General features: G+C 60.6%; 22 protein-coding genes. 5 read left to right on the forward strand and 17 right to left on the reverse strand.

What is annotated here, in order from left to right; translation table 11 throughout:
• Nucleotides 1-3 precede the first annotated feature (3 nt).
• A complete protein-coding gene (locus P5689_RS09635; RefSeq protein ID WP_285532987.1) occupies nt 4-1212 on the forward strand; it encodes a Hint domain-containing protein in 1209 nt (402 codons plus the stop codon).
• A gap of 111 nt (nt 1213-1323) precedes the next feature.
• On the opposite strand, the gene P5689_RS09640 is transcribed toward P5689_RS09635, so the two are convergent.
• From P5689_RS09640 to pspA, 10 genes are all read right to left on the reverse strand, one after another.
• Nucleotides 1324-3447, reverse strand: coding sequence for a M3 family metallopeptidase (locus P5689_RS09640; protein WP_285532988.1), 2124 nt, complete (start codon nt 3445-3447; stop codon nt 1324-1326).
• 83 nt (nt 3448-3530) lie between these two features.
• Nucleotides 3531-4160, reverse strand: a complete 630-nt coding sequence (locus P5689_RS09645; protein WP_035443972.1) for a YigZ family protein — start codon at nt 4158-4160, stop codon at nt 3531-3533.
• A gap of 310 nt (nt 4161-4470) precedes the next feature.
• A complete protein-coding gene (gene radA, locus P5689_RS09650; protein ID WP_062165648.1) occupies nt 4471-5853 on the reverse strand; it encodes a DNA repair protein RadA in 1383 nt (460 codons plus the stop codon).
• A 209-nt stretch (nt 5854-6062) separates the two neighbouring features.
• Nucleotides 6063-6851, reverse strand: a complete 789-nt coding sequence (locus P5689_RS09655) for an ABC transporter ATP-binding protein (protein ID WP_023979656.1) — start codon at nt 6849-6851, stop codon at nt 6063-6065.
• Entirely contained in the window at nt 6848-7633 is a 786-nt protein-coding gene (locus P5689_RS09660; protein ID WP_023979657.1) for an ABC transporter permease, read from the reverse strand. Before P5689_RS09660 ends, P5689_RS09655 begins: the two co-directional genes overlap by 4 nt.
• 222 nt (nt 7634-7855) lie before the next feature.
• Nucleotides 7856-9268, reverse strand: a complete 1413-nt coding sequence (locus P5689_RS09665; RefSeq protein WP_023979658.1) for a DUF4097 family beta strand repeat-containing protein — start codon at nt 9266-9268, stop codon at nt 7856-7858.
• A 91-nt stretch (nt 9269-9359) separates the two neighbouring features.
• Nucleotides 9360-10646 (reverse strand): GIN domain-containing protein, encoded by a 1287-nt coding sequence (locus tag P5689_RS09670; RefSeq protein ID WP_023979659.1) that lies wholly within the window; start codon nt 10644-10646, stop codon nt 9360-9362.
• Nucleotides 10643-12145: a hypothetical protein gene (locus P5689_RS09675; protein ID WP_285532989.1), complete on the reverse strand. Its 1503-nt coding sequence runs from the start codon at nt 12143-12145 to the stop codon at nt 10643-10645. Before P5689_RS09675 ends, P5689_RS09670 begins: the two co-directional genes overlap by 4 nt.
• Nucleotides 12142-12396, reverse strand: coding sequence for an envelope stress response membrane protein PspB (pspB, locus tag P5689_RS09680; protein WP_122038574.1), 255 nt, complete (start codon nt 12394-12396; stop codon nt 12142-12144). Before pspB ends, P5689_RS09675 begins: the two co-directional genes overlap by 4 nt.
• A gap of 40 nt (nt 12397-12436) precedes the next feature.
• The gene (gene pspA / locus P5689_RS09685) at nt 12437-13123 is read right to left on the reverse strand and encodes a phage shock protein PspA (protein ID WP_023979662.1); all 687 of its coding nucleotides are present in this window, start codon (nt 13121-13123) and stop codon (nt 12437-12439) included.
• A 133-nt stretch (nt 13124-13256) separates the two neighbouring features.
• On the opposite strand from pspA, the gene pspF reads away from it, so the two are divergent.
• Nucleotides 13257-14378, forward strand: coding sequence for a phage shock protein operon transcriptional activator (pspF, locus tag P5689_RS09690; protein WP_285532991.1), 1122 nt, complete (start codon nt 13257-13259; stop codon nt 14376-14378).
• Between the two features lie 538 nt (nt 14379-14916).
• Nucleotides 14917-16200 carry a DEAD/DEAH box helicase gene (locus P5689_RS09695; RefSeq protein ID WP_285533875.1) on the forward strand — a complete coding sequence of 428 codons (1284 nt, stop codon included), beginning with the start codon at nt 14917-14919 and terminating at the stop codon, nt 16198-16200.
• A 150-nt stretch (nt 16201-16350) separates the two neighbouring features.
• On the opposite strand, the gene P5689_RS09700 is transcribed toward P5689_RS09695, so the two are convergent.
• Complete coding sequence (locus tag P5689_RS09700) at nt 16351-17676, reverse strand: UDP-glucose/GDP-mannose dehydrogenase family protein (protein ID WP_205835967.1); 1326 nt, start codon at nt 17674-17676, stop codon at nt 16351-16353.
• Nucleotides 17677-17779: 103 nt separating this feature from the next.
• Entirely contained in the window at nt 17780-18430 is a 651-nt protein-coding gene (locus P5689_RS09705) for a hypothetical protein (RefSeq protein WP_285532992.1), read from the reverse strand.
• Between the two features lie 497 nt (nt 18431-18927).
• On the opposite strand from P5689_RS09705, the gene P5689_RS09710 reads away from it, so the two are divergent.
• On the forward strand, nt 18928-20157 hold the full coding sequence (locus P5689_RS09710; protein ID WP_285532993.1) for a multidrug effflux MFS transporter: 1230 nt from the start codon (nt 18928-18930) through the stop codon (nt 20155-20157).
• A 34-nt stretch (nt 20158-20191) separates the two neighbouring features.
• Here P5689_RS09710 and P5689_RS09715 read toward each other — a convergent pair whose 3' ends face one another.
• The 4 genes from P5689_RS09715 to P5689_RS09730 all read right to left on the reverse strand — a co-directional run bounded on the left by P5689_RS09715 (nt 20192) and on the right by P5689_RS09730 (nt 24300).
• The gene (locus P5689_RS09715; protein ID WP_285533877.1) at nt 20192-21640 is read right to left on the reverse strand and encodes a sugar porter family MFS transporter; all 1449 of its coding nucleotides are present in this window, start codon (nt 21638-21640) and stop codon (nt 20192-20194) included.
• 98 nt (nt 21641-21738) lie between these two features.
• Entirely contained in the window at nt 21739-22596 is an 858-nt protein-coding gene (gene aroE / locus P5689_RS09720; protein ID WP_285532995.1) for a shikimate dehydrogenase, read from the reverse strand.
• A 125-nt stretch (nt 22597-22721) separates the two neighbouring features.
• On the reverse strand, nt 22722-23726 hold the full coding sequence (locus tag P5689_RS09725; RefSeq protein ID WP_285532997.1) for a LacI family DNA-binding transcriptional regulator: 1005 nt from the start codon (nt 23724-23726) through the stop codon (nt 22722-22724).
• Between the two features lie 94 nt (nt 23727-23820).
• Nucleotides 23821-24300: a cupin domain-containing protein gene (locus tag P5689_RS09730; protein ID WP_285533878.1), complete on the reverse strand. Its 480-nt coding sequence runs from the start codon at nt 24298-24300 to the stop codon at nt 23821-23823.
• A gap of 141 nt (nt 24301-24441) precedes the next feature.
• Between P5689_RS09730 and P5689_RS09735 the strand changes: the two genes are divergently transcribed.
• Nucleotides 24442-25260 carry an alpha/beta hydrolase gene (locus tag P5689_RS09735; protein ID WP_285532998.1) on the forward strand — a complete coding sequence of 273 codons (819 nt, stop codon included), beginning with the start codon at nt 24442-24444 and terminating at the stop codon, nt 25258-25260.
• Nucleotides 25261-25310: 50 nt separating this feature from the next.
• On the opposite strand, the gene xylB is transcribed toward P5689_RS09735, so the two are convergent.
• Nucleotides 25311-26801, reverse strand: a complete 1491-nt coding sequence (xylB, locus tag P5689_RS09740; protein ID WP_285532999.1) for a xylulokinase — start codon at nt 26799-26801, stop codon at nt 25311-25313.
• Nucleotides 26802-26896 lie beyond the last annotated feature (95 nt).

Consider the following 26896-nt stretch of genomic DNA (forward strand, 5'->3'; position numbering starts at 1 on the left):
TTCATGCCGAATTATACTACGCTCATCCATTATCAGACGAATGATCAGACAAATGGCATTGATATCTATATAGATTATAATTACTTCGATATCCCGGTGGAATATCAGGGGCAGCCAATTGCTATCAGTAATCTGGCGAATTACATGGGGCCATATTCAGGCAAGGTGGAATTTGCGCCATGCTATCTTCCAGGCACCATGATCGAGACCCCAGACGGGGAGCGTGCCGTCGAATCGCTGCGTGCCGGAGACGAGATCATCGTCTATAGCGCTGACGAACGGTCAACGAGAACGATCACTTCGATCGGTTGCGGCCAGTCGAATGTCTGTGCGTCCGCTTTCGATGATTTGTCAGGATGGCCGGTACGTATACTCAAGGGAGCCTTGTCGGAGGGCGTTCCCTACAAGGATCTGCTCGTCACCTCGGAGCACTGTTTATACCTCAACGGGTGCTTCGTCCCTGTGAGAATGCTGGTCAATGGTCTCACCATTTTCTACGACAAGACCGTGGGTTGTTCTAATTACTACCATATCAGTATGGAGCCCCATGCCATCGTCCGCGCGAATGGCGCCCTGAGTGAGTCGCTTATCGGTAAGGGTCATAGTGCCTTGCTGCACGATCAGGCAGGTTCCGGATCACCCGTCCTCATGGGCGACTGGAACAGTGCGGCTGCCCCTCTGAATACAGAGCGCAGGTTTGTTGAGCCGCTTTACAGAGAACTGGAAGCACGAGCCAGCTTGATAACCGGTGAGAGGTCTCTGCCGCTTGCGCCGGTATGTGACGATCCGGGACTGTATCTTGTGACGGATGGAGGCAAATGCATTGAGGGACTGCGGGGAACGAATGGCGTCGTCCATTTTGCCGTTCCCCATGCGGTGCGCGCTGTTCATATCATGAGCCGGGCCAGTCGCCCCTGCGATGTCTATGGCCCCTTTGTCGACGATCGTCGTCTTCTGGGCGTGCTTGTGGGAGCCATCATGATGGAAAAGGGTGGTGTCTGTAGTCCGGTGCGCACGCATATCGAACAGAGCGATCTTGCGGGCTGGCAGCCCAGGGTTGCCAGGGATATGCGCTGGACCACAGGGGGTGCTTTGCTGCCACTCCCGGAACGGGAGCACGAGGGGCTTGCCAGACTCTCTATCGAGATCTGGCAGGCGGGCCCTTACCGGATGCCCGAAGCCATCTGCATGGATCTGAAGCAATCAGCCTGAAGTGATGCCTGCAGGCGAGGCTGCCTGTGTGTCGCACAGGCAGCCTTTTTTGTATTCAAACAGGATATAGTTCCAGGGGCCCAAACAGGAGGCCCGTGGAACGAGTATTTCTTACTTGCCGTCAGACACCAGGCCGCGATGGGCCAGCATGGGGCCGATTTCGGGGTCCTTGCCATAAAAGGCTTTGAACATCGGGCCGTAATCCATGGTGTGCCCCTTAGACAGGATCATGTCACGGAAGCGCTGGCCGTTTTCACGGGTCAGGCCGCCATGCGACTGGAACCACGAGAACACATCCTGATCGAGCATTTCGGTCCAGAGATAAGCGTAATATCCGGCCGAGTATCCATTGCCCCAGATATGCAGGAAGTAGCTCGAACGATAGCGCGGCGGAACGTTCGCGACGTCGAGGCCGGTCTCGTTGAGTGCCTTGGCTTCGAACTGATCCACATCCTGACGCGGCGCATCGGCCGAGAGACCGTGCCATGACATGTCGAGCTGCGCTGCGGCCACGATTTCACCCAGTGCATAGCCCTGATTGAAATGTGCGGCTTTCTTGATCTTGGCGACCAGCTCGGCCGGCATCGGGGCGCCGGTCTTGTAGTGGCGGGCATAATGGGCGAACACCTTCGGATCCATCGCCCAGTTCTCGTTGAACTGCGAGGGGAACTCGACGAAATCGCGCGCAACCGCCGTACCGGAAAGCGTGGGGTAGGTCTGGCTTGCAAACAGACCATGCAACGCATGACCGAATTCATGGAACATGGTCGTCACATCGTCTGACGTGATCAGCTCCGGCTGGCCGGGCGCCGCCTTGGTGAAGTTCGCCACGTTATAGATAACCGGACGCGTTTTCAGCAGGTCGCTCTGACCCACGAAATTCGACATCCAGGCGCCACCCGATTTGTTGTCGCGCTTGAAATAGTCGAAATACATCAGGCCAAGCGGCGAGCCGTCCTTGTCCTTGACTTCGAAGACTATGACATCGGGGTTATAGACCGGGATGTCCTTGCGGGGCTCGAAGGTAATTCCGTAAAGCTGGTTCGCTGCATAGAATACGCCATCTGTCAGCACGGTATGCAGCTCAAAATACGGCTTCACATCGTTCTGGTTGAGGTCGAATTTCTGTTTGCGGACGCGCTCGGCGTAGTAGTTCCAGTCCCACGGCTTGAGTGTGAAATTCTGATGGTCTTCACCGATGGCCTTTTGCAGCTCGGCAGCCTCACGATGCTGTTCGGCCGCCGTTGCCGGCACGAGCTGGTGGATGAAGCTGTTCACAGCTGCCGGCGTCTTGGCCATCTGATCATACAGCGTATAGGCAGCGTAATTGGGGTAGCCGAACCGGGCGGCCTTTTCGGCGCGCAGCTGGGCGATTTCTGCAATCGTCTGGCGGGTGTCGTTGGCGTCGCCCTTTTCCGCACGGGTCCAGCTCTGGTTGAACAGGGCTTCACGCGTGCTACGGTCGCTCAGAGAAGCGAGATCGGGCTGTTGCGTCGTGTTCTGCAGCGGCAGGACATACTTACCTGTCAGCTTGCGTCCTTCGGCGGCCTTCTGGGCAGAGGCAACGGCGCCGTCATCGAGCCCGGCGAGCGCCTCCTTCTTGTCCACAATCAGAGCGCCGGCCTTGGCGCTGGCAATCAGCTTCTGGTTATAGGCGGTTTCGAGTTTGGACAGCTGGGTATTGATGGCGCGCAGCTTCTGCTGGTCGGCATGATTCAGCTCAGCGCCCGAATGGACGAATTGCTGGTAGTAAACCTCCAGCAGCATCGCCTGCTCGGCGTTCAGGTTCAGCTTGGCGCGGTTGTCATAAAGGGTTTTGACGCGGTGGAAGAGCTTGGGATTGAGATAGATCTCATCCTGATGCTGGCTGAGCTTGGGCGCTTCCTTGCTGTCGATAGCGTCCATGGCGTCATCCTTGTCCGCCGAATAGACCCCGTAGAACACGCTCTGGGCGCGGTTCAGCAACTGGCCCGAACGCTCCATGGCGACAATGGTGTTGTCGAAGGTCGGCGCAGCCTTGTTGTTGGCAATCGCCTGCATTTCCTTCAGCTGGTCGGCCATGCCCTTTTCAAAGGCCGGCACGTAATCACTGTCCTTGATCTTGTCGAAGGGGGGTGCCTGATAGGGCAGCGGGCTTGCCTGAAACAGCGGGTTGGCAGGGGCAGCCAGCGCCGTGGAAGACAGAAGGGGGAGGGCAACAGCTGCCAGAGCCGCAGTGTGTCTGAAAACGGGCATGAACAAGGATCCTACGATCGTAACATGATATGTTACCGTAGGAAGGAAACGAAGAGGCGTCAAACCGCCTGCATGATGTTCCGCTAACGTACCGGATTATCCTGCTCACCGGGCAGGTCCTGTTCATCATCATTTAGCACGCGGACCGGGCCGCCGCGCAGCAGATCCTGCAGAACAGCCTGCACGGCTTCAGAGCGTGAGAGGGGAATGTCGAGTGAGAGCGTGGCCCCGGTCTCATCGAAACTGCAGCTCTCCTGAGTGGCCTCCCACTCCGCCAGTCTGGCTTGAATGATAGGCAGCAGGCTGAACGAGGCATGAAAGCCAAGACGTTGCATGGGCACGATCTCAACCGCCTCGCCCTGTTTCAGGCAGGAAGCCGCTGCCCCGCCATAGGCGCGCACGAGACCGCCAGCGCCCAGCTTGATGCCACCGAACCAGCGCACGACAATGACCGCCACCCGGTCGAATTCCTGTGAGTCGATGGCCTGCAGAATGGGGCGTCCCGCCGTGCCACCCGGCTCGCCATCATCGAAGCTGCGATACCGCCCCCCGATGCGCCATGCCCAGCAATTATGAGTGGCATCTGGCACACGCACGCGCTCGAAAAAAGCCAGTGCCTCGGCTTCATGGGCAATCGGCGCAGCATGGACACGAAACAGGCTCTTCTTGACCACAGTGTCCTGCTGCGTTTCAGCCACCAGTGTTCGGGTCATGCGTCCTAAATCCTGCCTCGCCCTTTTCGGGTTCTGAGTTGCGGTTCTTCTCCGGTCAGGAAGCAGGCCTGAACAGGTTTTGCAAGGGCGGTGGGAACAGGTGTGTCGCGGTCCTGCTCGGGCCACATGATCGCGGCTTTTCAAAAATCCCGTGCTTATGAGGTTGCCTCTGCCATAACGCCGACCCTGGCGCGGTGATTGCGCACGAGGCCTGAAAAGGAGCGGGTGCCCCGGTTACCGGGCAGTCTTTTGCACCTGTTCGGCACATCCTATGCGGACGCTCATTGCCCGACGGCTCAGGACGATGCGCTTACTCGTCAAGCGGCTGGAACAGCTCCACCAGATCGTTCAGATGACCGATTTCCTTCAGCGCCAATCCTTCGGGAGGCTTGGGGCGTGCGCCTCCGCTCGCCACACGCCGGGGGAGGATGGCCTGTGCGAAGCCAAGTTTCTGGGCTTCCTTGAGGCGAAGATCCGTTTGCGAGACCTGACGCACCTCACCGGACAGCCCGACCTCGCCGAAATAGGTTGAGCCCGCCGATGTCGGTACGCCCGTCGCGGCCGAGATCAATGCAGCTGCCACCGCCATATCGCAGGCTGGCTCACTGATCCGCAGGCCGCCCGCAATGTTGAGATGCACGTCCATTCCAGCCATCTTGAGGCCGCAGCGGGCTTCAAGAACAGCCAGAAGCATGTTGAGCCGTGCCGTTTCCCACCCGACTACCGCACGTCTGGCTGCGCCTTCACCGGCCTTGGGTGAGACGAGGGCCTGAATTTCCAGCAGGACGGGGCGTGTACCCTCCATGCCCGCAAAAACAGCCGATCCCGCAATATTGCCGCGTCGTTCTGCCAGAAACAGGGCCGAGGGGTTGGGGACTTCCGTTAGCCCTGTATCGGTCATGGCAAACACGCCAATCTCGTCTGTCGCACCAAAGCGGTTCTTGGCGGCACGAAGGATGCGGAACTGGTGACCGCGATCGCCTTCGAAATACATGACGGCATCGACCATGTGTTCAAGCACGCGCGGGCCTGCCAGCGCGCCTTCCTTGGTGACATGACCGACCAGAACGAGCGAGAACCCGACCGTCTTGGCCAGTCGGATCAGTTCGAAAGCGCAGGCGCGCACCTGAGCGACAGAGCCCGGCGCGCTCTCGATGGTCTCGAGCCACATGGTCTGGATCGAGTCGATAACTACCACATGATGAACGCGGTCCTGCTCCAGCGAGCCCGCAATTTCGGACACATTGATACTGGCCGCCAGATCGAGTGTCGGCGCATCGAGTTTCAGGCGGCGCGCGCGCAGGCGTATCTGGTCCACCGCTTCTTCGCCCGATACATACAGAACGCGCCGGCCTGCCTGCGCCAGGGCGCAGGTGGCCTGAAGCAGAAGCGTGGATTTGCCAATGCCCGGATCACCGCCCACCAGCACAACAGAGGCCGGAACGAGACCGCCGCCGAGCACGCGATCGAATTCGGCGATCGAAGTCTGGATGCGTGGCGGGGGAGTAAGATCGCCATCCAGATGCATGAGCGTGAGGCGACCGGCACGCTTGCGTGTTTCACGACTGGTGGGCTCGACGGCCTCTTCAACAATGGTGTTCCACTCGCCACAGGCATCGCAGCGACCCGACCATTTGCTGGTGACTGCCCCACAGGCCTGACATACGAAACGGGCTGTGGGACGCTTGGCCATGAGGAACATCTTCCGGTCTGGGGTTCAGATCGGAAGATAGGGCAGATGGGGAAACATAACAAGAACGCAGGGGAGGTTCTTCTTTTTCTGAGGAAAAAGAAGCAAAAAGACTTTTAGAATTTAGTCGGAGAAAAAGCGGGGGGTTTGATCCCCTCCACGGGAAAGAGTTTTTTGGTTCTTTTTTGCAAAAAAGAATGCCTCTTTGTCCTCTAACGCCGCAATTCCATCCCGATCGGCCCATCCTTGCGACCATGGGTAAACTGATCGACCATCGCGTTTCCGCTGTTCATCAGTTCTGACGCCAGCCCCTGCCAGACCAGTTTGCCATGATAGAGCATGGCCGCCCGGTCGCCGATACGCTGCGCCGAGGCCATGTCATGGGTGATGGCGACAGCGGTTGAGCCAAGGCGTTTGACACAATCCACGATCAGCCCGTCAATCACAGCCCCCATGATGGGGTCGAGGCCCGTTGTCGGCTCGTCGAAGAACAGGATGTTGGGTGTGCCTGCAATGGCGCGGGCAAGCCCCACGCGCTTTTGCATACCGCCCGACAGCTCGGAGGGCGCGAGTGCCCCGACTGAGGGATCGAGCCCGACCTGCTTGAGAATATCACCGGCCTGGGCACGGGCTTGTGCCGCACTCAATCGGTGAGCCTTGCCGCGGCCCTTGGCGCGCAGGCCGAACACGATGTTATCGGCCACGCTCATGCTGTCGAACAGGGCAGCATTCTGGAACAGCATGCCAATCTGTTCGACAAGGGCATCGCGTCGTGCGGGGGAAGCGGTAAGTACATTTTCGCCGTCGATCTCGATCGTGCCGGAATCCGGGGTGATCAGACCGAGGATGCAGCGCAGAAGCACCGATTTGCCACTGCCTGAACCACCGATGATAACCATTGACGTTCCGGCTTCGACATCGAGGTCGATGCCATCCAGTACGGTTTTGGATCCGAAAGATTTGGTCAGGCCGCGAATGCGGATCTTGGGCAGGGCGCTCATTGGGCGAAGAACAGATCCGTCAGGAGGTAATCGAAAGCGAGAAGCAGGATCGAGGCAGCAACGACCGCAGCCGTGGTGGCCGAACCCACACCCTCGGCGCCGCCACGGCTGGTATAGCCATGATAGCAGCCCATCAGGCTGATGATGAACCCGAACACGGCCGCCTTGGAAAGACCGACCAGCACGTCCAGCGGCTTGAGCGCGTTGAACGTGGCAATGATGTAGTTCTGCGGGTCAAAGCCGAGCTTGGAAACCGAAACGGTAAAGCCGCCGAGCACGCCCAGAATATCGGCAATAAGCACCAGAAAGGGCAGGGCCAGCGTACCAGCCAGAAGGCGCGGCGTAACCAGATACTTCATCGGGTCGGTCGAAAGGGTGCGCAGTGCGTCGATCTGGTCGGTCACGCGCATGGTGCCGATCTCGGCTGACATGGCTGCGCCGACGCGGCCCGCCACCATCAGACCGGCCAGAACCGGGCCAAGTTCACGCACCACGGCCAGAACGACGATGCCTGCAATGGCGCTCTGCACATGGTACTGGGCGAAGCCTGCATAGGACTGAAGCGCGATCACGCCGCCGGAGAAAATCGCGGTCAGCGCCACGACTGGCAGCGAATAGAAGGCGATTTCAATCAGGCTGTTGAAGAACACGCCCCAGTAGAAGGGCGGTCGCAGCAGATGCGACAGGCCTGCCAGGGCAAAAAGCGCCAGAGCACCAGCCTTGCGCACGATGCCGAGAAAGGCACGCCCGATGGCCGCAACGGGATCGAGTAGGAAATTCACGGTCAGCAGCTGCCATCAGGGAAGGTCATGCTTCAAGCCCTAGCCTGCCTGACGCGCTACGTCAAAGCCCTCTGTGACGCGAGGATGCACCCCGATCGTCTGCCTTTCCGCACATGGCACCTGTGACAAACCGGATCGGGATGACGGGGTGTGAGAGGGCTGAATTCTGTCAGCCCACACAGGTGCTTCCGGTCCGCAGGGCATGTGTGTCAGATGGGGCGGTCAGGCTCCGTTCTGACGCCGGTCCAGATCGCGGAACTGGGTATGCAGGTGGAAGTCGCGCGAGGTGACGCAGGTCTCGACGGCCCCCACACGCCTGTCGAGCTTTTGCAGACGCTCTGTCAGATCAAGCAACTGCGGAAGCTGGGTTTGTGGCATCGGGTCTGACACACGGGTCATGAGCGACAGAAGGAAAGGCTCGACCTTGCGGGCAAGTGCCGGATGATGGCTTTGAAGGGCCGCGATGATCTTCGGGATGAGACGCCGACGCATCAAGGCAATGGCCAGCGCACTTAGCGCAACCAGCCCGGAGGCCATACTGCCGTTATCGGACAGTGTAGGTAGGGTCATTCCGAATGTGTATGGGCTGGAGGGCGTATGTTGCGTGCTGACATGGGTCGTCCCCGACGTGACTGACGCTGCCGGTGGCTCAGGAGGTTCTAGTGGCTCCGGCGGCTCTGGAGGCTCAGGCGGTTCGGGGGTGGAGACGTGAACACTCTCACTTCCCATGCGACGCAGCGCATCAAAATCAATGATCGTACCATCGGGCTTGATCAAGCGATGGCTGTTGATGCGTGTCCCATCGGCCAGACGCATGTCGTCGGGCGTAATGCGGGTGCCATTATTCGTGTTGCTGTCGCGCACCTTGCCGGTAAAGCGCTCGCCATGGCCGGACGGTATGGCAATTTCGATGCTGCCGCTCGCGCTCGAATGGGCGTGCTCGTCTCCCAGTACCTGATGCACACGGATATCGCCCGAAGCGCTGGTGCGTAGCGTGGCGTTGCGCGCCACGCCGTCAAAGATGGCGTCACCCGGACCGGACAGCGACACGGCAAGCTGGTCGATGGTGCCACCACGTATGACGACATCGCCGGGGCCTGTCGTGCCGATCACGACCGAGGGCGCAGTCGCGGTATCGATTTGCACCTCGCCCGGCCCGGAGGTGGCAAGAATTGCCGGCCCGGTCAGTGTGCCCAGGGAAAGGGCGCCCGGCCCGCTGCCCCTCAGCAGAAGGGCGCTCGCCTTGTCGACCGAGATATCGCCCCGGCCCTGACGCAGGGAAAGCGGCCCGTTGACCCAGTCGATATCCAGTTTGTCGTAATTCATCGCGGTGGAGACAATGGCTGCCCCCTCGCGCAACTGAATTGTGGCATCCTGACCGCAGGCATTGCCGGTCAGCCACGCGTCGTGGTGACCTGCCTCGAAGGAGAGACCCGCTGGCACCTCCCGCATGTCGGCGTTCTGCTGGAGTGCTCCGGCACCCCGGACGTGAATATTGGCGGCACATCCCGCCTCGATATGCAGCGTATAGGGTGCGGCAGCGAGTGCGGCCTCCGGTGTCGTGGGCAAGCTCGTTTCTGCAAGGGCGGGCGATATGGTCAGGACGAGAAAAACGCCCAGGCTGATACGGCTCATGACGTCTGTCCTTTTTTCATGGGGCCGCAGTTCGGACCCGCTGACTGCACGCAGGCGTCGGTTGTCCTGTCGCCGCCAGGCATGCTCTGCATCACCCGTGATTTCTGGCGAGATGATGAAATTCGCGATGCAGGTGGAAATTGCGTGAGGTTACGCATTGCTCGATATCGCTCACGCGTTTGTCGAGACGCTGCAACCGGGCTTCCAGTGTAGCAATTTCCGGCGCGCTCGCCGCCAAGGGCTGGGGCGCATGGGACGAGCCGGCAGAACGCCGGATGCGCGACAGAAAATCCACCGGTACGAAGCCTGCGATACGCCGACGGAACACGATAAGGAGCAGCGCCAGCAGGCCCCAGCCCAGCCATCGCCGCTGGCCGTGACGCGTTGTCGCGTCATCACCGGCTGTGGCCCGGTCGCTGCTTTCATCATTGTCAAAGCTGATAACCGTGCCGTCGGGCCGCGTCAGACTATGGGCCGTGATGACGGTGCCATCAGGCAGGGTGAGGATAGCATGGCTTGCATGAGACGATTTGCGGAAGGTCGACGCATGATTGAGTGAAATCGTCGCTGGCGAATGGGCTTCCTGATGCAGTTCGCCCGTTACCCTGTCGATGTCGATCCCGCCATAGCCCGAAGCGACAAGGTTTGCCGTGCCGACTGTTCCGCCGAATTTCAGATGCCCGGAGCCATGAATATCGGCGTTGAGTGCCCCGATGTTCCCGGCATTCAGCGTGATGGAGCCAAACCCTCCCGAGTTTGCCGTAAGGTGTGAGGCATCTACGCGGGCAATCGTGACACTGCCGCTGCCTGAAGTGGTCAGAGTGGCGGGGCCGTTCAGCCAGCCGAGCCGCAAACTGCCAAAGCCGTTCTCGTTCAGCACAAGCGCCGTTGCCTGATCGATGGAAATCGTGCCGCTGCCACGCTGAGTGAGCGAAACCGGCCCGTTGACGCCGGAAATATGCAGCGAACCAAAGCCACGCATGGACGCGATGATGGCTGTACCCTGCCTGACATGCAGGGTCGAGGCACGCTCGCACTGATTGCCATCGACAGTTGTCTCATGGCCCGAGCCGGCAATCGTCAGCCCTGCCATCTGCCCACCATTCCGGTCCTCCAGAAGGGCAGCGTCGCCCTGACCCTCGCTGGCCCCCTCGATCGTGATGGATGACGTGCATGAGGTGTTCAGGCGCAGCGTATAGGGGGCTGCATCAAGAAGCGCCTGAGGCGTGGTCGCGCTCGAAAGGGCCGAATTCGAAAGTGTCGGATCGGCAAGGGCCGTGATGGGAAGCAGGATGCACAGACCCATAAGGCCTATGACCTGTGGCAGGATCCGGCTCACGGTTGCATACGGATAGCGGGGCAGGGGCAGGCGGATCACCTCGTCTGATCTCCCTTTGATGCGGGGGGAGCGGCAGGGGCAGCAGGCGTGACGCTCCCTGTCGTAGGCGTCGCCGCGCCTGAGGAATCCTGAGGACTGCTCTGGGCTGCACCATTCGTCACGGGCTGCGTGGCGGGCGTGTTCGTGCCTGAGGGCTGCCCAGCGCTATTCGGCGCATTATTGGCTCCTCCCGGTGTGCCCGCTGTTGGGCTCTGGGGCGCGATACCCGTGTTTGGCACCGTCGCGACAGAGGCGGGAGGAGGCGTCGCGATGCCCGAAGTCGAGTCCGTAGCGGGTGCTGTTGCCGTGCCGCTCTGGCCCGGATTCCCTGTAGCAGGGGACGGTGTGGGCGGGGTCGGCACATTCTGGCCTGATGTTTTCGGGGGAAGGGGCGGCGTGCTCGGTGGCGTCATGCCTTGCGGGGCAATTTGTGTCGGGCCAGAAACCCCATTGCCTTGCACGGGGCTGCCCTGCGGTATTCCGGCAGGGAAAGCGCCTCCCGTTGTGGCGCCGCTCTGAGGAACGCTATTGTGGGTTGCGCTGTCCTGGGGAGCGCTCCCTTGCGCGGCATGATCCTGCGGCAGGGTCTTGTCCCCGGGAACAGGGGGGGCGGGCGGTGTGGCTGTCGGAGCAGAGGGGCTCTGAGGTGGTGATCCTGCATCGGGCGGTGGCGATGCGACCGGGCCAATCTGCATGTTGCCCGTGCGTGTCAGGGCACCGCTCACCTTTGGTATGGCGACGAGCCCTGTGCCCGAGGCGGAGACGGTGGCCGTATTGGCGCTCCCCCCAAGGCGGGCGCTGGCGGCGTTTTCGACCATGAGGGTCAGCACGTCGAAACGGCCATCCGTCACGGTCAGATGGCTGGTCTCGGAAAGCTGGGCCGAAAAGGCATCGAGATCGGCGTGATCGACGACAAGACCCGAAGCCCCGGTCTCGACCACCTGCGCGGCACGGTTGAGGCTGGCGATATGGACCTGCTCGGTGCCACGCAGGCTCAGATCGAGCGACTGGATAGTGTCGGCATCGAGTTGACCGGCTTCAAGGCTGGCCTCTAGCGAGGCCAGCGTGCCGTGAATGATGATATGGGTGTCATGACTGTCATGGATCATCACCCCGACATTCGGCGCGACCAGAATGGAGACGCGGGCATTGGGGGCACAGGTCCGGCTGGTGATCAGAACCTTGGACGATCCCTGCGTCTTGCCTGTGCGCATGGTCAGATGCGCCCCACCCGAGGGAGAGCTGTCGATCGATACCCCGTCGCTCATGGCCGGATCGACCATGATCTCGAAGCGCCCCAGGCAGGGCACGCTGAGATCGAGATCCTCAGCATCCATCACAACGGGCGAACCGGCATGAGCCGGGGCAGCCATGGCATGGCCGTCAAACCCGGCCCCACCCGGCCCGAGCGGTGCCATGCCAGCCAGAAGCAGGGCCGCAAACGCCACGCGGCGCGTGTGGCGACCGGCGGGGCGGCGATACAGACAGTCTGCCATCATGAAAAGCTCCGCGTTCTCCAGCCAGGGACATCCTCGTCCAGAATACGCTCGAGCTGGTCGACGCGTTCTTCAAGGCGGCGCGCCTGCACATGCGCCATATTGAGCGCAGCGAGGTCCGATTCCTGCAACTTGCTGGCCGTTGCCTTCGAACGCGCGCGGATGGTCACGATATACATGACCATGACAAAGGGCATCACAACCGCAGCGAGGCCGATCAGATCACCCAGATCGGTTCCGGAACCATGACTCATGACGGCCTATCCTTGCTTGCAACGCGTCTCATGCTTGTCCTCATCCCTGGCGGCTCTTGATTCTGGCGCGCAGCGCTTCGAGTTCGTTCTCGACCGCCATATCGGTTTCGAGGCCCGCCAGTTCTTCCTGCAGGCTCGGCTTGCGTGTGCCACCGGGGCCACGGCCGAGATCATAGGCTTCGGCCTTCCCCTCAAGAGCGTCAAGCGCACGCTCGACCTGCTCGAAGCGGTTGAAGGCATTTTCCACGCGCGTGTCATACAGGCGCTCGCGCGTCTTGATGCGATTGGTCGCAGCCTTGTGGCGCAGCGAAAGCGATTTCTCGCGGGATTTCGCGTCCGCCAGCTTGGCCTGCAGCTTGCCGATATCGTCGTGCTGCTGGTCAAGGCTTTCATTGACCTGAGCAATCTGCTGCTCCAGCGTCTTGCGCGACTGCTCGATGGTGGCCTTGGCAGCAAGTGCGCCCTTGGCCAGATCTTCGCGGTCGCGGGTCAGGGCCAGTTCGGCCTTGCGCAGCCATTCGTCTTCCTCCTGCACCATCGTGCGTGCACGGCGCTCAAGCCCCTTGCGCTCGGCAATCATGGTGACAGCCTGGCTGCGCACCTCAACCAGCGTGTCTTCCATCTCCTGGATGATCAGCCGGATCATTTTCTCCGGGTCTTCGGCGCTGGCCAGTATGGCGTTGAGGTTGGAGTTCACAATATCCGCAAGGCGGGAGAAGATACCCATGTGACGATCTTTCTTTGCTGGAACGAATTTAACAGGAAATCGGGGCAGGAGAACACAGGCTTCTCTTGCAAGCGTAACGATCCGAGGTGAAAGATAGAGTTATTGCAACACCACGGATGAGACTGGCCAGAAAATGGCGCGATCTGCCAGAAACGAAGAAAACCCGACACCGATCGGACAATCTCCTGCGTTTCTGGAGATGCTCGACCATATCTCGCGTCTCGCACCGCTCGATCGGCCGGCGCTGATCATCGGCGAGCGCGGTACAGGCAAGGAGCTTGTGGCCGCACGACTGGCCCTGCTCTCGCCGCGCTGGGACAGGCCGCTTATCAAGCTCAACTGTGCAGCCCTGCCCGATACCCTTCTCGATAGCGAGCTGTTCGGTCATGAGGCTGGCGCTTTTACCGGGGCCCAGCGTCGCAGGCTTTCGCGTTTCGAGCAGGCGCATGGTGGCACGCTGTTCCTCGATGAGATTGCCTCGGCTTCCATGGCGGTTCAGGAAAAGCTGCTGCGTGTCATCGAGTATGGCAGCTTCGAGCGCGTGGGCGGGAACGAGACCATCCATGTCGATGTCCGCATTATCGGCGCAACCAATGCCGACCTGCCCGACATGGCCCGCAAGGGTGATTTTCGAGCCGATCTGCTCGACCGTCTTGCCTTCGATGTGGTCATGCTGCCGCCCCTTCGTGCCCGACATGAAGATATCCTGATTCTCTGCGAGCATTTCGCCACCCGTATGACCGCAAGCCTCGGTCGCAAGCTTTTCGCCGGGTTCAGCGACAAGGCCCGTGAGCGCCTCATGCAGTACGAATGGCCCGGCAATGTGCGTGAGCTCCGCAACGTTGTGGAGCGCAGCGTCTATCGTATGGAGCGGCCCGAACGCCCCCTCGATGACATCGTGTTCGACCCCTTTCGTAATGGTCCCGACTGGTTGCGACCTCTCGCCCCCGAAGGAGCGACGGCCACGAACCTGCCCGTCATGACGGAGCGCATCGTGCAGGACGCCGCCGCGCCGGCCTCGCGTGAAGCCCCATCCGCGCCTTTGCCTGCTTCCCTCCCTAAGGGGCTGACCTTCACCGAAGCCACGCGCGCCTATGAACGTGCCCTGATCGAACACGCCCTGAGCGATGCGCGCTTCAACCAGAAGCAGGCCGCCACGGCTTTGGGGCTGACCTATTACCAGTTCCGGCACCTGCTCCGCGCGCACGGCTTCGCCGAGCGTAACGCCCGTAAATCCGTCGGAACCGAAGCCTGAAAGGGGTGGGATCTTGATCATGATCTCAACCGTGCAAAAAACATGCCAAAGCTATTATCCTTGAGGGGTGTCCACTTTTGTTTGTTTTGATATGGTGCAAACCACCATAAGTTGGGAGAAATTGCCTCCGTATGTTGGTGCGATCGACGCTCGGAAGATGGGCGAGCCTGCACCCTGACAGGGAGTTTTTCAGGGGTGATACAGTCAGGATGTGTACCGCGCTGCTTTTCTGCCAGGTGATATGGATAAGCTGTTGCCCCGAGTTCGGCATTGTTGTCGCCTCAAGGGGTGTGAATGCCCTGCTGGATCGGCTGTATCACTCCGGCGCGTTTCACTGGAGAGTGCGGTCCGGGTATCGTGCGAGGGGCAGGACAGGCGTGAAACGCATCCTTATTGCCACAATGGATGACCATAAGGACATGAATGCGCGATTGCGTTGACGCGACGACCATTCGCCCGCAAAAGAGCACTTCCACAGTCTAAATGCCCGCCAAGGCGCAACCAATTTGTGCGCCGGAGGCGCTGTTTCATCTTGACCATGACATTCGACGAACTGGCTCTTGCGCCTGCTATTCTCAAGGCATTGGCCGAGGCTGGCTACAAGACGCCCACGCCGATCCAGGCGCAATCCATCCCCCTGCTGCTGCAAGGCCGTGATCTGCTGGGCATGGCCCAGACGGGAACGGGCAAGACCGCGTCCTTCGCGCTGCCCCTGCTTCATCGCCTGGCTGCTGACCCACGTCCCGCGCCGAAAAACGGTGCCCGTGTTCTTGTTCTGGCGCCTACGCGTGAACTGGTCAGCCAGATTGCCGATGGGTTTGAGGCATTTGGCCGCCATCTGGATTTCAGCGTGACCACAATCTTTGGGGGTGTCAGCCAGTTTCATCAGGTCAATGCGCTGAGGGAAGGCGTCGATATTCTCGTCGCGGCGCCCGGTCGTTTGCTGGATCTGATCGAGCAGGGGCTTTGCGACCTGTCCACTCTCGAAGCTCTGGTGCTGGATGAGGCAGACCAGATGCTCGATATGGGCTTTGCCAAGCCTATCGAGCAGATCGTTGCTGCAACGCCGGCTGAGCGCCATACGGTCCTCTTTTCCGCAACCATGCCGAAATCCATTGCGGCACTGGTAGACAGCCTGCTGCGCGATCCGGCGAAGGTGGAAATCGCCCCGCCTTCCACCACGGTGGATCGTATCGAGCAGACAGTCATGTTTCTCGATGCTGAGCACAAGAAAGCGGCCCTGCTATCGCTTCTCAGCGCCCCCGATGTCGGACAGGCTGTCGTGTTCACACTTCAGAAGAACATCGCCAATGAGGTCTGCTCTCATATTACCGAAGCGGGCATCACGGCTGAAGCCCTGCACGGCAACAAGTCGCAGGGTCAGCGCGAACGGGCGCTCGAAGCATTCCGCGAAGGCCGTGCACGGGTTCTTGTCGCCACGGATATTGCCGCACGCGGTATCGACGTCGATACGGTGACGCATGTGGTCAATCACGATCTGCCCAGCCTGCCTGAGGCGTATGTCCATCGTATTGGCCGCACGGGCCGTGCGGGACGTAGCGGGCGGGCCATCACCCTGTGCGATGCTGAGCAGCGCGCTTGGTTGCACGATGTGGAGCGCACGATCGGACGCGCACTGACCGTGCATGAAAATCACGAATGGCATTGCGAGAAAGCACGCCATTCCACGGCACGGGCACCGGTGCTGGGCGGCGGCCCGGTCAAGCAGATCAAGGTGCCGAAAATACGTGAGCGCAAGATCTGGACCGATGAAGAGAAGGCGGCAGCCCGTGCCGCTGCTATGGCCAAACGCGCAATCTGAACCATTCTACTGATGCATGGCAGGGGGCGTTGCCCCTGCCATGTATAACTCCGGCCCGTACCGCGTCAGGGACATGGGTACAGAAACCGGATCGACCCGGGTGCGGTGACGTCAGGGAACTGACTTCATCGTATTCATGGGCGGGACCGCTCAGGGGCGCCCGATGGAGCGGTAGGTGAACCCTGCGTCGCGCAGGGTGGCGGGGTCCCAGATATTGCGAAAATCGGCAATCACCCTGCCGCGCATCGCGGCCTTGAGCCTGGCGGGCGGGATGGCGCGGAACTCGTTCCATTCGGTCAGGACGATCAGCGCATCGGCATCCGTTGCGGCCTCCTGGGCAGAATTTGCGTAGATCACGCTCTCTGGCAGGAGGGGGCGGGCCGGTTTCATGCCTTCCGGATCGAAAGCCTGAACGATGGCACCTTCTTCCACGAGGCGATGAATGAGCGGAAGGGAAGAGGCCTCGCGCATGTCATCAGTGTCGGGTTTGAACGTCAGACCGAGTACGGCCAATTTCTTGCCTTTGACCGTGCCTCCACACAGGGCGATCACGCGTTCGGCCATGGCAGATTTGCGGGACTCGTTGATGGAGACCGTGGCTTCAACCAGAAGGGAGGGGGCCCCGGCATCACGGGCAATGGCGGTCAGGGCGCGTGTGTCCTTGGGGAAGCAGGAGCCGCCATAGCCCGGCCCCGCATGGAGAAATTTACGGCCGATGCGCTGGTCGAGGCCCATACCGCGCGCCACGTCATGAACATTGCCACCGACTTTTTCGCAAAGATCGGCCATCTCGTTGATGAAGGTCACCTTCATGGCAAGGAAGGCATTGGCAGCGTATTTCGTCAGTTCGGCCGTCTCAAGGCCGGTCATGACGATGGGCGTCTCGATCAGATAGAGCGGGCGGTAGAGCTGTCGCATGAGGGCGCTGGCAGTTTCGCCCTTGTCGGCGCCGGTATCGTCAATGCCGATGATGACGCGATCAGGCCGCATGAAGTCCCCGATCGCATTGCCTTCACGCAGGAATTCCGGGTTCGAGGCCACGCTGAAGGTGAGTTCGGGGCGTTCCTCACGCAGGATGCGGGCGACTTCACGCCCTGTGCCCACTGGCACGGTCGATTTCGTCACAACCAGCAGACCCGTACGGGCATGACGGGCAATCTGGCGCGTGGCCTCATACACATAGGTCAGATCAGCATGGCCATCGCCGCGTCGTGTCGGTGTACCCACGGCGATGAAGACAGCCTCGACCTGCGCGATGGCGGTGGCGAGATCATCGGTAAAGCTGAGGCGACCAGCTGCGACATTGGCCGAGACAATCTTGTCGAGACCGGGTTCGTAGATGGGAATGGACCCGGCGCGGAGCGCGGCCAGCTTGTCCTGATCCGCTTCGACAATCACGACCTCGGTGCCGAACTCAGCAAAGCAGGCGCCGGAAACCAGTCCGACATAACCGCCGCCAATCATCGCTATGCGCATGTGATCTCTTATCCTGTGCGAATTCTCTTTGTGCAGGGCGTAGCCCAAACCGGGCACGGGATAAAGCTCGCGTGCTGGAAAGGGCGGCGGCGGCTCGCCCCTTCTATGGTGTCTGCGCTGGGCTTGACCGTGCTTCTGACCATGGCTGTGCTGACTGCAGCCATATATCAGCCGTGACGAATTCATAGCCGGTGCGCCCATCAATCATCAGACTGACGAGACCTCCGAGCGCATCGGGCGAGGGGAGAAACGCGAAGCTTCGTATGGCTCTGGTTCTGGAGATGATGAGCTCAATGCGTTGCCGAAGCGGGCGATGGTTCTCGATGAAGTTGACAGCATGATCGACACCGCGCTCGAGGCAGATATCGGCTGTTGCCGAGTATTCGTTGCAACGTCTGGTTTCACCCTGATCGTCAAATGCGGGATTGAAGGCCCTGCCAGCTCCTCGATGCTTCAAGCCCTCTGGACTGAGTTCGAAGAGCTGGCGGTCACGTGTTGCGAACGCATCGGTATTGAATGAGAGGATATCAGGAATACAGGAGGCGAAAATAAGGTGGAATATTGGGTGGGACATAAATGCCTCATGCGTTGTTTGCCAGTCGAAATATCCTTCGGCGCAATTGATGGTCAGTCGGGTGCCTGACACCACTTCCTGAGGACTGATGCAGTGGGGCAGGGCATTGGCCCACGCATAACCGGACGCTCCGGTCATGATCATGATGAACGTCAAAAAAGAGCGTATCAGCGATTTCATTATTTGGCTCGTCTATACATGATATATTGAATTAAAAGATAATAGACGTCTTTATTATAGTATTTACAAAAAAAGAGATGAGTATAGATAAAGCATGCACTCTTGTTGTATGTGCGAGCCACGCGGCAGGAACAGGACGAAGGTCGCATGTCATGACATGGAGCGCTCGTCGATGAGGGTTTCCCGATCCGGGTCGCGTCAGTGAGGGCGCTCGATCCTCGATCCTCGATCCTCGGGGCAGGGGCTGGTCAAGCTCCGCAGCAGAACAAGGCAGCCACACAAACCTGTTATATGCACGCGGCACAGGGCGTAAGGGCAAAAAGGCTGGTTGCCTTTCTGGCAGGGGAGGAGGAGAAGAGGTTTCTATGTCTGACAGACACGACTCCCCCTGAGAAACCGGGCTCAGCCCTCCTTCCGGGTGACGGCCAGGGCGCGCCATGCGCCTTTGATTCGTATTCGTGTCTCGATGGCCAAGACTGATTGGACCCGGTTTTCCCGTGCTGACCTCATCGACCCAACCCGCCATACGTTTTTCCACCGGGCAGATCATCCTGCTCGGGCTTGTCAGTACGATCGGTCCGATTTCGACCGATATGTACCTGCCAGCCTTTCCCCAGCTGGAACAGGATCTGGGGCAGGGGCCAGGCTCTGCGCAGCTTACGCTGGCAGCGTGGTTCATCGGGCTTGCCATCGGGCAGTTCTGCCTGGGTCCGCTTTCCGATCGCTTTGGCCGACACAAGCCCATGGTGGTGGGTCTGGCCATCTATGTGGCCGCGACCATCGCGCTGGCGACAACCAGTTCCTACTGGTCGTTCTGTCTTCTGCGGCTGGTTGCCGCTCTGGGCGGCGCCATCACGAGTGTCATCCCGCGTGCCATCGTGCGCGATGTGGCAACCGGGCATGAGGCTGTGCGCCTGATGTCGCAGCTTACCCTCGTCTTCGGCGTCGGGCCTATTCTTGCGCCCACGCTGGGCAGTATCTTCCTCGCCTTCGGAAGCTGGCGCCTGATTTTCTGGGCGGGTGCCGTCGCCGCTGCCTTACTGGCCGGGCTCTGGCTGACCGTCATGCCCGAGACGCTCCCGCCCGAGCGGCGTTATGCCCTGCCGCCGGTCGAGATTCTGCGCCGTTATGTCAGCCTGGTGCGTGAGCCTGTGTTCATGTCCTCGGCCGCCCTGTCGAGCTTCAGCACCTTCGTGATGTTTGCCTATCTTTCCAACGCGCCGCTCCTTTTCGAGCATCTGCTTGGTTTTACGCCTCGCGCCTTTGCCATTTTCTTTGGCATCAATGCTGGCGGGTTCATTCTGGCGACGCAGATCAACGGGCGTCTGTCGCATCGTTATGAATTCACGACGGTCATGCAGGCAGGGCTTGTGGCCTGCCTCGTGTCAGGGCTGATCCTGCTGGCGGTCAGCGCCAGTCATATCGTGGGGCAAAGCGACCCTTGGCCGCTTTGCGCGCTAATTATCACCACAACCTTCACGCTTGGCTTCATTGGTCCCAACGCCAACGTACTGGCGCTCACCCATCATGGGCATCAGGCGGGGGCGGCCTCGGCGTTGCTGGGTACGATGGCGTTCGCCATTGGCGGGTCGAGCGGTATCCTGATGGCACTGCTGCCGCCAACGCGGCTCAGCTCCACGGCGTTCGGTATGCTGGCTGGCATTACAGGCATGGTGCTGTGTAATTTCTGGCGTCGCGCTGCCGAAAAACGCCAGAAATCCGTCTGAGCTACAGGCCCCTCGCTTCGGGTCAGGAAGCGTATCAGGGGCGGAAATGCCCCTCACGCAAACGGGTCTCGATAGCTTCGAGCGTGGTGCCTTTCGTCTCGGGCACAAAGCGCAGGACGAACAGGAAAGCGAGGGCGTTGATAGCGCCGAAAAGCCAGAATGTGCCACTGCGCCCCAGATCATGAACCAGTGACAGGGTGAACAGCGAGACCAGCGTGTCAGACAGCCAGACCGTGGCGCTGGCGAGCCCCATGGCCTTGCTGCGTATGATCAGCGGAAAAACCTCGGAGGCGATCAGCCAGACCGCGACGGAGAGCGAGCCAAAATTGAAGAAGATATAGGCCAGCAGCGCAATAATGACGAGGACGAGCCGTGTTCCGCCAAGGGGTGCGTGGTCAAGAAATAAGGCCCCAAGCCCGAACAGGGCGAGAGCAGCAAAAGGAAGCATGACCAGCAGCATGCGTCGTCTGCCGACACGGTCGATCAGCATGATCCCCATGAGGGTGGTTATTGTCGATGTGACCCCCACGCCCACCGAGGTGAGAAGCGAGGCCGTATGGCCCAGCCCGGCCTCGGAGAGAATGATCGGCGCATAATAGACAATCACATTCGGGCCCGAGAGCTGTGACAGGGCTGCAAGCCCGATAGCAGCAATCAGCGCCGGGCGGAGCCAGCGTGCACGCAGGGCCGACCAGCCCGGTATGTCGGCGGATTTCGCCTGTGCATCACGCAAGGCGTCAAGCTCCTGACGAATGGGTTCGTGATGGCCGCGCAGGCGATAGAGCACGGCCACAGCCTGCGCCTCGCGCCCATGTTCGAGCAGCCAGCGCGGGCTTTCGGGCAGAAACATCATGCCCAGAGCCAGCAAGATCGCCGGGATGACACCAAGCCCGAACATCAGGCGCCAGCAATCGGCAGGTCCGGCGAGAAAATACCCTGTGAAGAATGCGACGAGCAGCCCAAGCGAGAAAACGAGCTGAAAAAGTGAAACCAGCCCGCCACGACGCTCGGCCGGGGCCAGTTCAGCCACATAGACGGGGACGATCTGTGTTGTGGCGCCTATGGCCCAGCCCAGCGCGAAGCGCGCGACAATCAGCCATGTTTCATCCGGTGAGAGCGCACAGCCCAGCGAGGCAAGGATAAAGACCAGTGCGGCACTTACCACCGAAGGGCGACGGCCGATCCTGTCTGATAGTGGGCCGCTCATGACTGCCCCGAACACGGCACCCAGATTGAGTGCCGCGGCGATGCCCTGTTGTCCCGTGCTGTCGAGGCTGAAACTACGGGTGATATAGATCAGTGCTGAGGCGATGATGCCGGTATCGTAGCCGAAAAGTAGTCCGCCAATGGCAGCAATGACTGCTGCAAGGGCCACCATACGATGCGCGTGGTCACGCTGGTCGGGCGCTTTTTCAAGGCGCCGCAGGGCCACTTCGACAGTCTCGGGGTGCGATGGCGGCTGCGCGTCATGTGAGTCAGTCATCATCCTGCTCCTCGACGGGTGCGCGTTGCTTGTGGTGCCAGGAGCCTGAGAGGCGCCGTGTCAGCATGGCGCTCTCTCGGCTTCATCGACGTTTGGGGTCAGTCCTGCGCCCCGAACAGGGTGGCGAGCGTCTTTTCCATAACGACTGGCGAGAGCTTTGCACCAAGCACGAGTTCCGCCCCGATAATGCCCTGATTGACCAGCATGCCGAGTCCGTCAAGCGTCTGGCAGCCTTGTTCCTTTGCTTCGCGCAGCAGCTTTGTCATGGGCGGGTTGGGAATGACATCGGCCACGATGGAAGCATGACCAAGGCTCGAAACCTTGACGGCGGGTATTGCCTCAGCGTCACCCAGACCAATGGAAGTCGCGTTGATCAGCACATCGGTGCCCTCCGGCACGACGAACTCGCCCTCCCATGTCATGGCATGGGCCTCGACCTTGCTGTTCTCGGTGAGAAGCTGGGTAATGGCCTGAGCCTTGTCGGGGCTACGATTGGCTATGGTGATTCTGCCGGCACCGGCGAGGGCCAGTTCCACCGCAATGGCCCGTGCAGCCCCTCCCGCACCCAGAATGACGATGGTCTTGCCTTTGGGCTCTGTCACCTTGCGCAGCGAAGCCAGAAAGCCTTTTCCATCCGTGTTGTTGCCGGTCAGTTTGCCGTCACGGATCTGCACGCAATTCACCGCGCCAATGATTTTGGCTGACTCAGCCAGATTATCGAGATGGTCGATCACGGCAATCTTGTGAGGGATGGAGCAGTTGAATCCCGCCCACTCCATCGCTTTTGCACCTGCAATAGCGGCAGCCAGATTCTCCGGTTTGACATCGCAATTGATGTAACGGGCGTCGATATCGGCCTTGGCGTAACCCGCTTCCATCATCGCAACGGTGGGGTTCTTGGCGCAGGGAGTGGAAAAGGATCCGGTCAGGATCGAACGGAAGGAACGGTCTGTCATGAGGTAATCTCCTGGGGTGGCCGGACGAGAGCACAGAGCCTCCTCATCCCGGCCTGAAGTGCATAGCTATGCAAACTAACGCCAGAAGGAAAGATGGTTGCAGGACTCAAGTGTTACAGGATGAATTACACCCGCCCGGTGCTGCGCCTGAGCACGAGTTCCGCTTCGATCTCGTGACGTTCGGACAGACGCTCATCCGGGGTGGAGAAGGACCGGGCGAGAATGTCCAGAGCTGCGGTAACGAGCGCATCTGGGCGCTGGTCGAAGCTGCTGAGCTGATAGGCCTGCCATGCGGCCTGCGGGATATTGTCGTAGCCAATCACCACGATATCCTCCGGGCAACGCAGATCGGTGTGTTGCCTTATCGCATCCAGTGCGCCGCACCCCATGAGGTCATTACTGGCGAACACCCCATCAGGACGATGGCCCTGTGCGAGGGCGGCTGACATGGCGTCAAACCCCGATTGATAGTCATCGGCACCCTGAATCCGGGTGACCTCAAGCGCGTGTTCAGCGCATCCTCGCATGAACCCGGCTTCGCGCGCGCGGGATGCCGCATTCTGGAGGGGGCCCGCCAGCCAGACGGGATGTCTCACCTTGAGACCATGCATAAGCGTGGCCGCGTGATGGCCGGATTTCATGTTGCTGGATTGCACCGACGAGATTCCGGGCCCCGTCAGCGCCGAGTTGAAGCAGATGACCGGAATATTCAGGGCCGAGATGGCCTGAACCGTCTCTTCAGTGCCGATTGCCAGCGCCGTGATAAGAGCGTCCACGCGATAGCTTGCAAGCTGGTCGAGGGCGGCATCGAGCGTCACGTCATCGATGACCTGAACCAGCAGGACCTGAAAACCAGCCTCCCTGATGCCTGCAGAGAGCTTCTCAAGAGCATAACCGTAAAGGGGATTGCCAAGCCCGCCGACGATGACGCCGATCATGCCCGAACGGCCAGTCAGCATGATGGCCGGTATGCGGTTGGGCTTGTAGTTGAGCTCTTCCGCCGCCTTGAAAACGCGTTCACGCATGGCCGGCGAGATGCTGGCCGTCGTGGAAAAGGCGCGGGAAACGGCCGATTGAGAAACCCCGGCATGACGGGCAACATCGATAGAAGTGATCACACGTCTGGTCATGGCGCGATCATGACACAGTTCATGGCCCTTGCGCGATCCCGCCCGATCGCAGCGTGCAGGGCACAAGGCCTGACGTGACGGAAGAGCAGGGCCCTCAGTGGTAGCGGCAAGGCTTGTTGCGCTCGGGTGGGTTGGCGGACTGAATGACAAGAAGCGTTACTTCATCATCACCCACATTGCCGGCGTCATGGCCCTTCTTGCCCTTGTAGGGGCCGCTTTCCATGGGGCGCACATTCTGGTCCTCACCAAAAAGAATATCGCCCGGCCCCATTTCGACGCGCGTGCCGTCCATGGCGCGCACCCACCAGCGCCCCTTGAGCGGGATAATCCATTGCGGCTTGGGGTCGGGGTGCCATGCGCCATTCCAGTGCTGCGGCTGCAAGGTCATCATCACGGTTGCCGTCTGGGGCTCCATGGGGTCTTGCCATTGAGGTCCGGCAGGCGGCGACATGCTTTTGAGGAAGAAATTCGACACCGGGCAACGGGCGATGTGGCTCACGCCGTTATCATCCGTCCAGAGATGCTGATAGCTGCGCAGTGGCTTGGGGGGAGCCTTGTCAGCAGCCTGCGCCATCACGGCAGTAGAGAGGAAAGCCAGAAAAACGGGTACGGGCCATAAATATTTCATCGATCCGGCTCTCGACAATCTGGGGATGGGCAGGTCACATCTCCCTGCTTACGCTTGTATCGTCGCATTGGTTCCGAGACCCTTGAATTGATCAGATATCTCTCCCTCTTTGTCGGTCTCGTCATTCTTGCCTATCTGGTCATGGGGGCGTTTCTGTACCTGCGTCAGGACAGTCTGGTTTTCCCAGCCGACACCACCCCCCTCGCCAGCCCCGACGATCTGATCGACGGCGCGCGCCGCGTCACCCTGCACACGCAGGATGGGCTGGCGCTTTCAGCCTACTACCGGCCGCCGGTCGGGCAGGGGCCGGTCATCATGTATCTGCACGGCAATGCCGGGACGATTGCCAGCCGGGCGCGCCGCTTGGCCCTTATGGCGCAAGGAAACACCGGGCTTCTGGCAGTCGAGTATCGCGGCTACGGCGGTAATCCCGGCAAACCGGGAGAAGCGGGTCTGATGATGGATGCCGCCGCCGGAATGGCGTTCCTGCGCCAGCAGGGCATCGAGCCGAGACAGATCATTCTGTATGGGGAGTCTCTGGGCACGAATGTGGCCCTGCGCACGGCTCTGGCTTTCCCGGCAGCCGGGCTGGTTCTGGATGCGCCCTATACGAGCATCGTGGATGTGGCCGCCTCACGTTATCCCTACATGCCGGTCCGGCTTCTCCTGCGCAGCCGCTTCGATACGCTTGGCCGTATTCCCGCATTGAAAATGCCCCTGCTGGTGATGCGCACATTGCAGGATCATACGGTGCCACCGGCCCAGAGCCTCGCAGTATTCGAGGCCGCCCCCCAGCCGAAACAGATCTGGACGACGCAACAGGGCAGCCATTCCACCCTGATCGAGAGCGGTGGGCTTGCCGTGTTGCAGCGATTTATCGGCCAGGTCTGTCCGGCCGAGCCCTGAGAAACGTATTCAAGCCGTCGTCGGCGCTTGCCCGTTCAGGCGTGGGATGATCAGGGAATGGATTTGAGCGCCGGATAAAGCGCTCTGTACCGTGCGTAGGCTGCACGATAGGGGCCACTCAGCGTTTCATCCGGCGTGATGGTTGCCACGCGCTCTGGCGGCAGGCAGACACTGGCGACCTCCTCACCCGTAACGGCAATGCGGGCGAGCCGTGCTGCGCCGAATGCGCCGCCCTGTTCGCCATTGGCAAGACGATGCAGCCTGACCCCCAGAACGCTGGCGAGAATGGCGGTCCAGAGCGGGCTGCGCGACCCTCCGCCAATCACATCCGCTTCAGTGATCACGGTGCCGGACTCGGCGAGTCCCTCAAGCGCATCGCGAAACGAGAAAGCGACGCCTTCAAGCACGGCCTGTGTCATCTGGGCGCGTGTTGTGTCCTGCGTAAGCCCGACAAATCCGCCGCGTACCGTGCCATCATTATGCGGCGTGCGTTCGCCCGACAGATAGGGGGCAAACAACACGGGTGAGGGGGCAAGCGGGGCTTCAGGTAATTCGGCAAGGAGGGTCTTTTCATCAAGGCCGGTGACACGCGACCACCAGGCAAGCGAAGCCGCAGCCGAGAGTGTGACACCCATCTGATGCCATTGATCGGGGACAGCATGGCAGAAGGAGTGAATGGCGTGGTTGCCGCCCGGGTGGAAACTGTCGGTCGTGACCCAGATCACCCCCGATGTGCCCAGGGAAAGAAAGGCATCACCCGTGTGAATGGCCCCAAGCCCGACAGCACCCGCAGCATTATCCCCTGCGCCCCCCGCGAAGACCGGTGCCTCTTTCATGCCCCAGCGTGCGGCGAGTGACGCATCGAGCCGACCGGCAGGCGCCGTTCCCTCACAAAGCGCGGGCATGGCGGCAAGACGCAGCCCGGAGGCCTCAAGGGCTGCGTCGGACCACAGGCGCCGCCCGGTATCGAGCCAGAGAGAGCCGGAAGCATCGGACATATCGTCGATCAGCGCGCCTGTGAGACGAAACCTGAGCCACGCCTTGGGGAGGACGACATGCGTTACCTTCGCGAAGATATCAGGCTCGTGACGGGCCACCCACATGACCTTGGGGGCGGTGAATCCCGGCATGGCGATATTGCCGGTAATCTGACGACAAAGCGGAAAGCGATGCTCGAACAACGAGCACTCCGACTCGGCCCGGGTGTCGTTCCACAGAAGGCAGGGGCGCAAGACCTCGCCCTGTGCACCCATGAGCACGGCACCATGCTGTTGCCCCGACAGGCCTATGCCACGGAGTTCGGCCAGTTCATGCGGATGGCTGGCATGAAGCGCATCAAGCGCGCGCAGGGTGGCTTCATACCAGTCCTCGGGGTCCTGCTCGCTCCAGCCCGGATGCGGCCGGCTGACATCGAGTTTCTCGGTATGGGCGGCCAGCACCTTCTGGTTCGTATCAACCAGAACGGCCTTGATTCCGGACGTGCCAAGATCAATGCCGAGATAAGTACCGCCAGTGGCGTTGGAGGGCGTGTCAGATGCCATGATGCAGCGAACCTCGGGGTCTGGGACTTGAAAGCGTCGTGGGTTTCTGGGAGCGGGACGTTTGAAAATCAGGGGCAGCGTCGATGAAAGGCAGA

This window comes from Asaia sp. HumB (assembly GCF_030263835.1).
In the GTDB taxonomy this organism is placed as follows: Bacteria; Pseudomonadota; Alphaproteobacteria; order Acetobacterales; family Acetobacteraceae; genus Asaia; species Asaia bogorensis.

Bases quoted from the DNA above. Each gene is read 5' to 3' on its own strand.
- P5689_RS09665 (WP_023979658.1), bottom strand. From the start codon at position 9,268: ATGAGCCGTATCAGCCTGGGCGTTTTTCTCGTCCTGACCATATCGCCC.
- P5689_RS09700 (WP_205835967.1), bottom strand. From the start codon at position 17,676: ATGCGCATAGCGATGATTGGCGGCGGTTATGTCGGACTGGTTTCCGGC.
- P5689_RS09635 (WP_285532987.1), top strand. From the start codon at position 4: ATGCCGAATTATACTACGCTCATCCATTATCAGACGAATGATCAGACA.
- aroE (WP_285532995.1), bottom strand. From the start codon at position 22,596: ATGACAGACCGTTCCTTCCGTTCGATCCTGACCGGATCCTTTTCCACT.
- pspF (WP_285532991.1), top strand. From the start codon at position 13,257: ATGGCGCGATCTGCCAGAAACGAAGAAAACCCGACACCGATCGGACAA.
- P5689_RS09640 (WP_285532988.1), bottom strand. From the start codon at position 3,447: ATGCCCGTTTTCAGACACACTGCGGCTCTGGCAGCTGTTGCCCTCCCC.
- P5689_RS09725 (WP_285532997.1), bottom strand. From the start codon at position 23,726: ATGACCAGACGTGTGATCACTTCTATCGATGTTGCCCGTCATGCCGGG.
- P5689_RS09675 (WP_285532989.1), bottom strand. From the start codon at position 12,145: ATGATGGCAGACTGTCTGTATCGCCGCCCCGCCGGTCGCCACACGCGC.
- pspA (WP_023979662.1), bottom strand. From the start codon at position 13,123: ATGGGTATCTTCTCCCGCCTTGCGGATATTGTGAACTCCAACCTCAAC.
- P5689_RS09705 (WP_285532992.1), bottom strand. From the start codon at position 18,430: ATGAAATCGCTGATACGCTCTTTTTTGACGTTCATCATGATCATGACC.
- P5689_RS09695 (WP_285533875.1), top strand. From the start codon at position 14,917: ATGACATTCGACGAACTGGCTCTTGCGCCTGCTATTCTCAAGGCATTG.
- radA (WP_062165648.1), bottom strand. From the start codon at position 5,853: ATGGCCAAGCGTCCCACAGCCCGTTTCGTATGTCAGGCCTGTGGGGCA.
- P5689_RS09645 (WP_035443972.1), bottom strand. From the start codon at position 4,160: ATGACCCGAACACTGGTGGCTGAAACGCAGCAGGACACTGTGGTCAAG.
- xylB (WP_285532999.1), bottom strand. From the start codon at position 26,801: ATGGCATCTGACACGCCCTCCAACGCCACTGGCGGTACTTATCTCGGC.
- P5689_RS09730 (WP_285533878.1), bottom strand. From the start codon at position 24,300: ATGGCGCAGGCTGCTGACAAGGCTCCCCCCAAGCCACTGCGCAGCTAT.
- P5689_RS09655 (WP_023979656.1), bottom strand. From the start codon at position 6,851: ATGAGCGCCCTGCCCAAGATCCGCATTCGCGGCCTGACCAAATCTTTC.
- P5689_RS09715 (WP_285533877.1), bottom strand. From the start codon at position 21,640: ATGACTGACTCACATGACGCGCAGCCGCCATCGCACCCCGAGACTGTC.
- pspB (WP_122038574.1), bottom strand. From the start codon at position 12,396: ATGAGTCATGGTTCCGGAACCGATCTGGGTGATCTGATCGGCCTCGCT.